The sequence below is a fragment of the Chitinophaga flava genome (assembly GCF_003308995.1).
GTDB lineage: Bacteria > Bacteroidota > Bacteroidia > Chitinophagales > Chitinophagaceae > Chitinophaga > Chitinophaga flava.
In genome coordinates, this window is sequence record NZ_QFFJ01000001.1 from 946,121 (window position 1) to 957,475 (window position 11,355).

Annotated in this window: 13 protein-coding genes; 7 read left to right on the forward strand and 6 right to left on the reverse strand. The window is 45.1% G+C overall.

Annotation, left to right across the window (positions count from 1 at the left end; all coding sequences use genetic code 11):
* Positions 1–41: 41 nt before the first annotated feature.
* The 3 genes from DF182_RS03580 to DF182_RS03590 form a co-directional block, all read right to left on the reverse strand.
* Positions 42–1,379 carry a cbb3-type cytochrome c oxidase subunit I gene (locus DF182_RS03580; protein WP_113614302.1) on the reverse strand — a complete coding sequence of 446 codons (1,338 nt, stop codon included), beginning with the start codon at positions 1,377–1,379 and terminating at the stop codon, positions 42–44.
* Positions 1,380–1,387: 8 nt separating this feature from the next.
* Positions 1,388–1,828, reverse strand: a complete 441-nt coding sequence (locus DF182_RS03585) for a c-type cytochrome (protein ID WP_113614303.1) — start codon at positions 1,826–1,828, stop codon at positions 1,388–1,390.
* Positions 1,829–1,933: 105 nt separating this feature from the next.
* Positions 1,934–2,368, reverse strand: coding sequence for an RrF2 family transcriptional regulator (locus DF182_RS03590; RefSeq protein ID WP_113614304.1), 435 nt, complete (start codon positions 2,366–2,368; stop codon positions 1,934–1,936).
* A 281-nt stretch (positions 2,369–2,649) separates the two neighbouring features.
* Between DF182_RS03590 and pxpB the strand changes: the two genes are divergently transcribed.
* Genes pxpB through DF182_RS03610 form a run of 4 tightly spaced genes read left to right on the forward strand, consistent with a single transcriptional unit; the run spans position 2,650 to position 6,248 of the window.
* A complete protein-coding gene (gene pxpB / locus DF182_RS03595; RefSeq protein WP_113614305.1) occupies positions 2,650–3,360 on the forward strand; it encodes a 5-oxoprolinase subunit PxpB in 711 nt (236 codons plus the stop codon).
* Positions 3,357–4,349 (forward strand): 5-oxoprolinase subunit C family protein, encoded by a 993-nt coding sequence (locus DF182_RS03600; protein WP_113614306.1) that lies wholly within the window; start codon positions 3,357–3,359, stop codon positions 4,347–4,349. The genes pxpB and DF182_RS03600 overlap by 4 nt, the downstream gene beginning before the upstream one ends.
* On the forward strand, positions 4,336–5,076 hold the full coding sequence (locus DF182_RS03605) for a 5-oxoprolinase subunit PxpA (protein ID WP_113614307.1): 741 nt from the start codon (positions 4,336–4,338) through the stop codon (positions 5,074–5,076). Before DF182_RS03600 ends, DF182_RS03605 begins: the two co-directional genes overlap by 14 nt.
* Positions 5,073–6,248: an NRAMP family divalent metal transporter gene (locus DF182_RS03610; RefSeq protein WP_245957365.1), complete on the forward strand. Its 1,176-nt coding sequence runs from the start codon at positions 5,073–5,075 to the stop codon at positions 6,246–6,248. Before DF182_RS03605 ends, DF182_RS03610 begins: the two co-directional genes overlap by 4 nt.
* Positions 6,249–6,407: 159 nt before the next feature.
* On the opposite strand, the gene DF182_RS03615 is transcribed toward DF182_RS03610, so the two are convergent.
* Together DF182_RS03615 and DF182_RS03620 are read right to left on the reverse strand one after the other, a co-directional pair.
* Entirely contained in the window at positions 6,408–7,292 is an 885-nt protein-coding gene (locus DF182_RS03615; protein ID WP_113614309.1) for an alpha/beta hydrolase family protein, read from the reverse strand.
* Positions 7,293–7,421: 129 nt separating this feature from the next.
* Complete coding sequence (locus DF182_RS03620; RefSeq protein ID WP_113614310.1) at positions 7,422–7,694, reverse strand: DUF4242 domain-containing protein; 273 nt, start codon at positions 7,692–7,694, stop codon at positions 7,422–7,424.
* A gap of 690 nt (positions 7,695–8,384) precedes the next feature.
* Between DF182_RS03620 and DF182_RS03630 the strand changes: the two genes are divergently transcribed.
* Positions 8,385–8,750 carry a hypothetical protein gene (locus tag DF182_RS03630; protein ID WP_113614312.1) on the forward strand — a complete coding sequence of 122 codons (366 nt, stop codon included), beginning with the start codon at positions 8,385–8,387 and terminating at the stop codon, positions 8,748–8,750.
* Between the two features lie 114 nt (positions 8,751–8,864).
* Here the strand turns inward: DF182_RS03630 and DF182_RS03635 are convergent, their stop codons facing one another.
* On the reverse strand, positions 8,865–9,968 hold the full coding sequence (locus tag DF182_RS03635; protein WP_147243334.1) for a hypothetical protein: 1,104 nt from the start codon (positions 9,966–9,968) through the stop codon (positions 8,865–8,867).
* Positions 9,969–10,128: 160 nt separating this feature from the next.
* Between DF182_RS03635 and DF182_RS03640 the strand changes: the two genes are divergently transcribed.
* Complete coding sequence (locus tag DF182_RS03640; RefSeq protein WP_113614314.1) at positions 10,129–10,671, forward strand: OmpH family outer membrane protein; 543 nt, start codon at positions 10,129–10,131, stop codon at positions 10,669–10,671.
* A gap of 19 nt (positions 10,672–10,690) precedes the next feature.
* Positions 10,691–11,332: a hypothetical protein gene (locus DF182_RS03645; RefSeq protein ID WP_113614315.1), complete on the forward strand. Its 642-nt coding sequence runs from the start codon at positions 10,691–10,693 to the stop codon at positions 11,330–11,332.
* Positions 11,333–11,355: the final 23 nt, after the last annotated feature.

Consider the following 11,355-nt stretch of genomic DNA (forward strand, 5'->3'; position numbering starts at 1 on the left):
GTTAATGTTTTAATTCTTTTCGGTAAGGGAACGATAACATGTTATGGTTTTGCCTCCGGGGCATCATATACTGGTCTGCCATATCGCAGGAACTCGAGGATGTACAGTGTGATGCCGGTGGCGAACATCATTGCACAAAAAATGAGGACTACGAAATGTACTTTGATTTCATTTTGCACATCACCGAACTCCAGGCCCATCTTGCGTTCGAGGTATACCTGTGTCACGCCGGCCACACCAAAGGCTACGGTCATGCCCAGCATGCCGATGTTGGAGAGCCAGAAGGCATAGTTACCACGGGATGTGTCATATAATTTGCGCCCTGTCAGGTTAGGCATCGCATAGCTGATGAATGCCAGCACGATCATCGCATAAGCGCCCCAGAAGGCCAGATGGCCGTGCATGGCCGTTACCAGCGTACCGTGTGTGTATAGATTCACCTGCGGCAATGTATGCGCAAAGCCAAGTACACCGGCACCTATGAATGAAATGATGGCCGTCCCCAATGTCCAGTTGAGCGCAATTTTGTTAGGATGTTTCTTTTCACCTTTCCGGTACATGGCCACCGCAAACAGCACCATGCCAAGGAAGGCCAGCGGCTCCAGTGCGGAGAAGATGCCACCGATGATGAGCCAGGTTTTGCCTGTACCAATGAAATAGTAGTGGTGGCCTGTGCCAAGAATACCGGAAATGAATGTCAGGCCCACGATCACATACAACCACTTCTCAATCACCTCGCGGTCCACACCGGTGAGCTTTATCAGCAGGAAAGACAGGATTCCGCCCAGGATCAGTTCCCAAACGCCTTCCACCCAGAGATGCACCACCCACCAACGGAAGAAAGAATCAACCGCCTGGTTGTCGAACCAGATCATTCCCGGCAGGTACAACAGCGCAGCAAACACCAGCCCCATCGTCAACACCAGCGAGGTAGTGGTACGTTTCGCACTTTTAAACAAGGTAACGAGGATCAGGCCGAGGAACAGCAACACATTGATCACCACGAGATAATCCAGCGGCCGCGGAATCTCCAGAAACTTCCGGCCTTCCCAGTAGTTAAAATGGTAGCCGACGATGGCGGTAACACCTACCAATGCCAGCGATATCAGCTGAACATAAGCCAGTTTCACGCTCACCAGTTCCTGTTCCGCCTCTTCCGGGATGATGTAGTATGCCGCCCCCATAAAACCAGTCAGCAACCATACGACGAGCAAATTAGTATGCACGGCGCGGGCAGTGTTGAAAGGAGCCACCGTATGCAACACATCATAACCCACCCGGGCAAAACCCATCACAAAACCATAGACGATCTGCAGTGCCAGCAACAGCATCGCGAGCGCAAAGAACCAATAGGCGACTTGTTGACTTTTATATTTCATAGAAAGGGTTATTTGGTGTTGATAGTAGATTTATAGTTCGGTTTGGGCGGAAAACCGTTGAGATCCATTTCTCCCACCCATTTGAGAAAGTCGTACAACTCCTGCGCCTGCATTTCGTTGAAACCATAGGCCACCATTTTGCGGCCCCTCGGCGCCCATGGCATCTTTGAGCCCAGCACCACTTTAATATAGGCTTCTCCTCTGCGTTCAACCACTTTGGTTAGTTCAGGCGCATAGTAGCCACCCTCTCCCATAATAGTATGGCAGCCCATGCAGTTATTGGCTTCAAACAACCGCTTACCTGCAATCACAGAAGGAGTCAGTTTTTCCTGATGCGTTCTATGAGGAATATCTTTGCTGAGTGTATGCCACGATAAGCCAATGAATATAAGGAACGTGACGATCGTGCCGCCGAGGAAGAATATCCTGGCGCTACTCTTTGTAAGCATATCAGTAGGTTTTTATAGGTTATGAATACGACGGACCGACTATCTATAATTTCAATCTCCGGCTTAAATAAAAGACATTTTTATCCTGTTTATAATCAAAAAAAATCAGTTTTTTAATACAGCCAAATTCAATGCTACGTCCATGGTCAGCTCATTCACCATCGACTTGCAGAGCATGTGCACGATGTCTTGCTTGATCCATCTGAACTGGCGGTGTACAGGACAAGGGCGGCTTTCGGAGCATTCGCTCAGGCCTAGCATACAGTTTTCAATGAGGCCTCGCCCGTCAATCGCTACAACGATCTGCAACAGGTTAAGCGTGCTAAGCCTGTGCTCCTCAATAAAGAAACCGCCTTTGGCGCCTTTGACGGAACTGATGATCGCACAACGCACAAGTTGTTGCAGCACTTTTGCTGTAAATGCTTCCGGTGAACCGATGGCCTCTGCGATCTCCCGTACATTTGACATTCTGCCTTCCTTCGATTGCTGCGCAAGGAAGAGTGTTGCTTTAATTCCATATTTACAGGCTTTGGAAAGCATCTTGCAGATTTATGACACAAAGATAATGGCTTTAAAATAACGGACAAATTTGTCTTCTATTTTATTTTATGATTTTTATCAGCAATCAAATCTGCCGCAGACTACATTACCAGGTCAAACATAAGGGGATGGAAATTTATTTTTGAGATCAATGATAACGAAACCTATTATTTAGTAAATGCTTTCATCATGAATACAAGGCGTGTCTCCCTTCACGAAGAGGATCAAAAATAATATCGCCGCTGCTGTTTTTCCCACCGTAAAAGCATTATCTTGTTACTATGAATCCTGACTATGTCATACATCCACTTGGAGACAGTGCTGTTATCCTAAAATGGGAGCAGAGAATAAATACGGCGATACATCAGGAAGTAATGAAAACCTTTCATAGCCTCCGCTCCCGGTCATCTCCCTACATCCTTGATCTGATACCTGCATATGCCTCTTTAACCATAGTATATGATGCGGCGCAGCTCAGGTGCAGCGAGCGTATACCGGGATTGCAGTGGATAACGGCCTATATCCGGGAGACAACAAAAACGCAGGAAGCCATCACCTTCCCTGCCCCCAGGGAGCTGCGAATTCCGGTATGTTATGATCCTTCATTGGGTTTGGATATAACAGAGATGGCCGCTTCCCGGAATGTAGCCATAGCGGATATCATCACCTGGCATTCACAAACAATATACACGGTATATCTGACAGGTTTCCTGCCGGGATTTCCTTATATGGGGGAAGTCTGCGCAGCGCTGGAAACCCCACGCAGACAACAACCACGGTTACAGGTGCCCGCCGGCAGCGTTGGAATTGCAGGCGTACAGACGGGCATCTATCCGCTCGCTTCCCCGGGAGGCTGGAATATAATCGGGCAAACACCGCTGCGGATGTTTGATCCCGCCAATGCCGACCCTTGTTATTGCCGGCCCGGAGACCGCGTACAGTTTATACCAGTTACACTGGAAGTTTTCAGACAGATACAACAGGAGCAATGAGCATAGTAGTATTACAACAGGGTATAATGGATACTATACAGGACAAAGGCAGATATGGTTTCCAACACCTTGGGATCAATCCTGGCGGAGCAATGGATCGTATAGCCATGGCCGTAGCCAACGCTCTCACCGGCAACCCGGCTGGTGAAGCGCTGTTGGAATTACATTTCCCCGCAGGCAAATACCTCTTTGAAGTACCCGCCCTGATTGCCTTATCAGGAGCCGATTTCGGCGCTACTATCGACGGCCTGGCCGTACCGCTACACAAACCACTATATGTTCGTGCAGGTGCTACGCTTGCTTTTGAAAAACTACGGGCCGGAGCACGTTGTTACCTGGCTGTCCGCCATGGGTTTTCCCTGACACCATGGTTAGGCAGCTGCAGCACGCATCTTAAAGTGGCGCAGGGTGGCTTTAAAGGCAGGGCCCTCCGGAAAGGAGATAAACTACCCCTCCATAAATCAACACAGCTTATCAGTGACAGGCATCCGGAAATATTCCCATGGACAGCAGCCACTGATCACCTGTATAATAAACAAGACACTATCCGCATCTTACCTGGCGCCTGCTGGGATATGCTGGACGCTCCCTCACAACAACAACTCATAACCGGCAGTTTCCGGATAGGCCAACATAGTGACCGTATGGGATTCCGGCTGAGTGGCGCACCACTGCATACCCATAAAAAAGAGGAACAGTTGTCTGCCGGCATATGCAAAGGAGCCATACAGCTCCTCCCCGACGGTCAGCTGATCATACTGATGGCTGATCATCAGACCACCGGCGGTTATCCGGTAGCAGCACATATCATTACCGCCGATATGCCGGCGCTGGCTCAATATCAGCCGGGGCAATCATTGCAGTTCAGTATCATCAGCAGGGAAGCTGCAGAAGAAGCGTTATGGCAACAGGAAAAAGCGATACGCTACCTGTGGCATGCAAGTCAGTTACATTTGGAAAAATGGTTATTACCATATGAATTATATTGATCTTAATTGTGACATGGGCGAAGGACTGGACAATGACGCAGCTATCATGCCCTTTATCTCCAGTGCCAACATTGCCTGTGGTTATCACGCCGGCAATGCAGACACCATGAAAAAAACCGTGCTGCTGGCAACGGAACATAAAGTAGCCATAGGAGCGCATCCCGGATTTGCAGACCGGGAGAACTTCGGACGCAGGGAACAACAACTCACAGATGCCGCGCTTTATGACCTGGTGTGTACTCAGATACATGCCCTGCAGATGATCTGCCGCGCCCATGGTGTGCCCCTGCATCATGTAAAGCCACATGGCGCACTGTATAATATGGCCGCCCGTATACCAGCGATGGCACAAATCATTGCAAAAGCAGTAAAGGATGTCGATAACCGTTTATGCCTTTTCGGACTGAGTAATAGTTTATTAATCAGTGCAGCGGCAGCAGCCGGCCTGAAGACCGCCAGCGAAGTATTTGCCGACAGAACTTACCAGGATGACGGTTCGCTGACAGCCCGCTCACAACCGGGCGCTATGATTGAAAATGAAACGCTGGCAGTTAAACAGGTATTACAGATGGTCACCCGGCAGGAGGTGACTGCACAGTCCGGGAAAATTGTTCCGCTGAAAGCAGAAACTATCTGCATACACGGAGATGGTGCGCATGCGCTGGAATATGCCCGCGCCATACATACAGCCTTACTTCATCATCATTTAACTATCCAACATCCGTGAGTAAACAAAAATCTTCCGCCATCATGGGCGCCGCTTTCCTGATGGCTACCTCTGCTATCGGGCCGGGCTTTCTGACGCAAACGACTGTTTTCACGTGGCAGCTGGGCGCTGCATTCGGCTTTGTAGTGCTGATATCCATCTTACTGGATATCGGCGCACAACTCAATATATGGCGGGTACTGGCTATCACTGAACGCCGTGCGCAGGACCTCGCCAATGATCTGTTGCCTGGACTGGGCTACCTGCTGACCGCATTGGTAGTACTTGGCGGACTGGCTTTCAACATCGGAAATATAGCGGGATGCGGACTTGGTATACAGGTGATCACAGGAATGGATACAATTTATGGTGCGTTACTCAGCTGTGGTATTGCATTATTCGTTTTCTGGATAAAAGAGATGGGGTATATGCTTGATCAGTTTACCCGCTGGCTGGGGCTGTTGATGGTATTGCTGACCATCTACATCGCTGTCAGCTCCCAACCCCCACTCGGAGAAGCCATCCGGCAGACCGTCTGGCCTTCCGTTATCGATACCAAAGCGATCATTACGCTGGTAGGCGGAACCGTTGGTGGATACATCAGCTTTGCCGGCGCACACCGGCTGCTGGATGCAGGCATCGTTGGAGCCGGACAACTAAAGCTGGTCAACAAGAGCGCCGTCAGCGGTATCATTATCACCGGTATTATGCGTACTGTGCTATTCCTTGCCACCTTGGGTGTAGTGGCCAAAGGCATTACACTGGACAGCAGCAATCCACCGGCTTCGGTATTCCGCATAGTGGCCGGTATGGCAGGCTATCGGTTTTTCGGAGTAGTGATGTGGAGCGCAGCTATTACTTCTGTTGTAGGCGCCGCTTATACCTCCGTATCTTTTCTTAAAACATTTCATCCACTGATACGAGTATATGAACGTTGGATAATATCTTTCTTTATTATCTTCTCTACCATCTTCTTTATTTTCGTTGGAAACCCGGTACAGCTCTTAATTACAGCCGGCGCATTAAATGGTCTTATCTTACCGGTAGCGTTGGCCGTCATATTGATAGCAGCTGCAAAAAAGAAACTGATGGGTACCTACCGGTATCCGGTATGGATGCAGGTGGCAGGTTGGTGCGTGGTTCTCATTATGGGATGGCTAAGTGTTGTTACATTGATAAAGTGGATAAAGTAATAACGACATAAGGAAAATTACCGCACTAAATGAACTAACCAGAAAACCGGACCAGCATCATTCATTCGCCAATCTGAAAAGGCTCAATGCGTCCATCAGTTTATCTCTGGAACAACGCTACGAACAAACCTGGTCTGGTGGTATCGCTGTTTGTGCGTTTTATTTTTCCAGAAAAGACAACACACTATTTATAAGCGCCACCCTTTTGTTGGTAAACGGATGATCCGTTTGCCAAACTTCATATTTGAAATATGATTTGTTAGCGGATTTTAACGTATTAGCCAGTGCACTATTCCGGGTATGCTCATCAAGCATCACGATCTGTTTGTTTGCCAACGCTCCTGCATCTTTAGTCAAATCAAAATAATCCGGTTCTTTTAGCACCGGCATAAAAAGATCATGAATGGAAGAATTTAAAACGAAATATCTTCCGCCAAAATCCGGACCGCTGGCCAGCGCGATCATTTCTTTTTCAGTCATCACTTTTTTGAAATCATTATGAATATCCCAGGTCGATAAGGCAAATCCTTTTTTTATTCCGGGCAACTGTTCCAATGCCTTCAGACATACCCAACCACCCATGCTATGCCCAAACAACACGATGTTCGATGTGTCGATCTTTAAAGAATCTGCGTATTTTTTACAAAAGCTCACCACATTGACCACATCTTCAACACATTGTTTAAAAGCAAATTTACCCTGGCTACCCCATGAACCACGGTAATCAAAATAAATGACATTCCAGCCGTGCGCCCTGACTACCTGTGCCAGATCGAGATTGCGCTCATTTCCGGGGTAGCCATGTAAAAGCAGTAGTGTAGGGTGTTTGGATGGCCCATTTGCCCGGTATATAAACCCGGCCAAAAGCGCATTATCTGAAGGAATAAATAATTCGGTCATTCCTGCGGGGGAATTACTATCCCAGACAATGTCCCTGATGACAATAGAATCGGTCTGTGCACTGGCGGGTGTTGAACCGAAAAGGATCGCAAAAACAAACAGCAGCAAAGCTGGCAGTGGATTTTTTTGGGGAAGAAGCGGCATACAAGTTGTTTAAATGTCTGAATACCTAAATGTACAATTTGCCAGAGAATTTCTCTGAAAACATTCAAAAATTGTACGGTAAGGATAACCAAACACAAACGTTGCAGCGCTTTAAAGTATTTCTAATTTTTACTCCGCAGTTGTAGGATCAATAACGGTAGCTACTTCACTGATAACATTAGCTGGGAATCCCCCTTGTTTTGCATGTTCACGGATCATTTCTTCATTAGGTGCGATATAAACACAGTAAATCTTATCGGCTGTCACATAACTATGTACCCATTGAATTTGTGGTCCCATATTGCTTAGGACGCTACAGGAAGTTTGTGAGATTACCTTCAATTGCTCTGCTGACAATTTACCTGCACCTGGGATTTCGCGTTCGATAACATACTTAGGCATAATTTTAAGTTTTTAATTTTAATCTTATAAAAATTACGTCCAGCTCGTTGTCGGGGCTTTTTACGGATTCTGGCGTTTTACGGGAAGCCAGGAAGTAGTAGAAAATGTGCATCCCAAATATAAGCAATTACTTCAAAAGACCCTCCGGGTTTGTCACAAGAAAATAAGCCACTACTGGGTTTCAGGTACCTAATAACGATTTATTCCTATGGAAAACTTATTTTCATATATCTGATTTTGAATATTATCCTTATCAACCAATTTATGTTGTATGCAGAAAATCCCTCTCTCCCAAAACTTATCACCTGCGCACTGGCAGGGTTGGTAATCGGTGCATCTACATTACGTATATGCGTTACATTTATAAGAGCATAGCTCCCTATGGGGATTATCACTATCGTCCCCTTCGTCCTGTTGGTTAGTGCTATTATTTATGCTGTGGTCTGGGCCATCAGGAAAACTAACAATCCGGCTACCCTGGCTTTCTGGCAAGGGCTTTTACGTTATGGCGTAACATGTGACCTGGCCACATTTGCGATGAGTATAGGGACTGAAATTTAGCATTTTTTATATGTGATCATATTTGTTATATTTATGACAATGACGTTAGACCTAAATTAATCCATGAATAGCAATTGCTTCTCGTGGCAGGGCAAATTGCCCATAACTAATAATTAATAATCACTACTTATGTCTTTTCTTGCCTATTTACTATCTGTACTTGTATTCTTTATTGGCGGAGTAATTGGCTACAATGTGTCCAAATTCTCTTTGATTGGATTACTTATAGTCCCTTTCAGTCATCGGGTTAAACAAGGAATTGAGAAGTGGAGTTTTTTTCTGGGGAATTGTTGTTGGGTTCTTGTTGGCTATTGGTTAGCCCAATATATTTTTACCAAAATGGTAGGTACTCAACCACATTTTTTACTACTTATATTTCTGACTTGCCTCAAAGTTTGGGTCGTTACCGCGAATCCTGATAAAACACGCAGGTTAATTGATGGTGCTGGAGGTATCTTCGGTGGAATACTATCTTATGCTTTTTTTATGATTTGAGTATATACTTTTCGTTTTCCAGTACCTATTACCCAAAGTAATCAGAAGAAAGATCACTTCATGTGAAACGGTTAACCAGGGCCGTCTCAAAAAGAGTCGGCCCTGGTTTTCTTTTTATACAATGTTTTTGCCGGTCCTGGTGATACTCACTTCATCTCCGGATATTTCCAGGCAACCGATCTGTTCCAGTTTTTTTATGGTATCCATTACTATTGCTTCAGTAAGCACACCTGTATATTGTTTGTTGATCGCTGAGATGGCTGCAGTGCCCTTACTAACATAATTTACAAACCGCAGTATAGCATCGTCCCGATAGGTGATACCTTTCTTAAATATGATTTTATAACTGTAGTTCTCTGAAATCGCCTCTTCAGCTGTTTCCCAACTTGAAATCAACTCTATTATCAGGCGATGTGCCTCGTTATATTTGTTCATCAGCTCATATTGTTTCCCTTTATATGTACACGTGTAAAAGCTGACAAAGAGTTTCATTCTTTCCTCGATTTCCCCTCTTTGATAGGTTGCCAGTTTATTTTCAAGCGTATGCTCCAGTTGCTCTTTTAGCGCAATAATATCCGGTTGATCAAGTGTAACTACATTAATTGCCTGTTCTATCAGCTGGTGCTTAACATGATGTTGAATAAAGGGCGCAATCGTGAAGGATTCAAAGTAAGAACAATACCCTATCTGTTTATATTCTTCGTTCCTGAATAAATACATGGTGACGCCATTATCATAGGGCACAGCATTCTTTATTTTTTCATTGCTCTCCCTGGTTAGATGGCAGTGATAACAAATTTCTTTGGGTAAATAGGGACTGTCTGTTGGGATAATCAGTTTATTGCAGTCAGCACAATTGATCGCTAAATGCCGATCCGTCCAACCCGGACAATTATCATCCGGTTCTTTATCGGAAGGAAAGTAAAATGTAAGGCCATATTTTTTGATTGCTTTTTGTCCCCACTCTTTTGTCAATTCTGCTTCGGGCCATGCCGGCACGGCTCCATTAAACAACCTGATATCTCCTCCGAAACTCACAGTACCCAGCTGTACAACTTCCTGTTTCTTCCAGAAAAGTACACCTGTTTCTATATATAAACTCAGTATCAGGTACCATCCTTGTGTATCCCCATCCCATAGCGCCTCCAGTACCAAGGGCTTTCCCCCGGCCTTTTGTATCTCTTTATCTAGTTCTTCAAACGATGTAATAGTTGGCATAAATTTCCGGATAATTATCATTTTTTGCTATCTTAGCCGCTCCTTGGACCTTTCGCAAACCAGCGACCAATACGAAACCGCTTTGTTTGAAAGGAGGACATTTAAAGAAACAAAGTAAAAAGTATTGCTGCAATTTAGCCCATTACAATAAAAAATACCTATGTCAAAAAAACTATTCCCGGCCGCTCTCGTCGTTATTTTTGTCTTGCTTTCAGTGGTTATCTATCAATCGTTTTTTAAAAGCAATAAGTTAGCCTATGTAGATTCAGGAAAACTACTGGGGAATTACCATGCCATGACTGATGCCCGAAAATCCCTTGAAACAAAGACCCAGCAATGGAAATCAAACATTGACACCCTCAGCAGAGACCTTCAGCAAACTATTCTCAAATATGAACAGGAATTGAATTCCGGCTCCGCCACACAAAAGAAAATGGCGCAGGAAATCATCAGAGGCAAACAAAAACAGTTAAATGATTATCAAGTGGCTGTTCAACAAAATGCTCAACAGGAGGAAAACCGCCTGACGCAGAAAGTAATCGCGGATGTTAATGCCTATCTCCTTTCTTATGGAAAAGAACATCATTACAAAATGATATTAATTGCTACCAACGGAAATATTGGATATGCAGATCCTTCACTGGATATTACAGATGATATCCTGAATCATCTTAATTCAAATTATAAAATTCCGCTGAAATAACCCTCTACACTTCTTTTACATGGTCAAAACCTTTATCCGCACCGCGCAATTAGGTGTACTGGCAGTTCTCTTCAGTTGCTCCAGACCCGCCCCTCTTGACAAGGCTGGCATGGAAGCGTATCTTAATAAATCATCCCATCATCTGACACAACAAAGTACCCGGAACGGGATCGATATTGGTTTGAAGTATATGCCTCAAAGCCTGTTGGTGCTTCAGGAACTGTCTAAAAACCAGGACCCTGCACATCAGACGGTCGACACCTTACAAAAAAAGTATGCTTCACAGTACTACTTCCTGTTGTCATTTTCCAAAGAAGGTAAAGAAGCCATACGGCAACTTGGGGATTACAGCCTTTATAGCAAAATGCTGCAGACGCTTGCATTCAGAATGAATGAATACGTAAATATTACGACCGCCAGCAATGATACGGTTCAGCTCTCCGATTATGCATTTCAGCAAACCTATGGCTTAAGTGATGCCAACACATTACTGCTTGCATTCCCTGCTGAAAAAATCAAGACGGCTTCTTCTTTTCATGTAAATATTGCAGAATGCGGCTTTGCTACAGGAAGTGAAAGGTTTGAGTTCAAATCCAAAGATATAGCGAACATTCCGGAGCTGGACATACAAAATATTATCAGGCAGCAAGCGGCGAAGTAATATTCCGGTACCATCTTTTCTAA

Coding starts and splice junctions, on each gene's coding strand:
- DF182_RS03615 (WP_113614309.1), bottom strand. CDS start 7,292: ATGCCGCTTCTTCCCCAAAAAAATCCACTGCCAGCTTTGCTGCTGTTT.
- DF182_RS03635 (WP_147243334.1), bottom strand. CDS start 9,968: ATGCCAACTATTACATCGTTTGAAGAACTAGATAAAGAGATACAAAAG.
- DF182_RS03630 (WP_113614312.1), top strand. CDS start 8,385: ATGTCTTTTCTTGCCTATTTACTATCTGTACTTGTATTCTTTATTGGC.
- DF182_RS03620 (WP_113614310.1), bottom strand. CDS start 7,694: ATGCCTAAGTATGTTATCGAACGCGAAATCCCAGGTGCAGGTAAATTG.
- DF182_RS03605 (WP_113614307.1), top strand. CDS start 4,336: ATGAATTATATTGATCTTAATTGTGACATGGGCGAAGGACTGGACAAT.
- DF182_RS03600 (WP_113614306.1), top strand. CDS start 3,357: ATGAGCATAGTAGTATTACAACAGGGTATAATGGATACTATACAGGAC.
- DF182_RS03585 (WP_113614303.1), bottom strand. CDS start 1,828: ATGCTTACAAAGAGTAGCGCCAGGATATTCTTCCTCGGCGGCACGATC.
- DF182_RS03580 (WP_113614302.1), bottom strand. CDS start 1,379: ATGAAATATAAAAGTCAACAAGTCGCCTATTGGTTCTTTGCGCTCGCG.
- DF182_RS03645 (WP_113614315.1), top strand. CDS start 10,691: ATGGTCAAAACCTTTATCCGCACCGCGCAATTAGGTGTACTGGCAGTT.
- DF182_RS03590 (WP_113614304.1), bottom strand. CDS start 2,368: ATGCTTTCCAAAGCCTGTAAATATGGAATTAAAGCAACACTCTTCCTT.
- pxpB (WP_113614305.1), top strand. CDS start 2,650: ATGAATCCTGACTATGTCATACATCCACTTGGAGACAGTGCTGTTATC.
- DF182_RS03640 (WP_113614314.1), top strand. CDS start 10,129: ATGTCAAAAAAACTATTCCCGGCCGCTCTCGTCGTTATTTTTGTCTTG.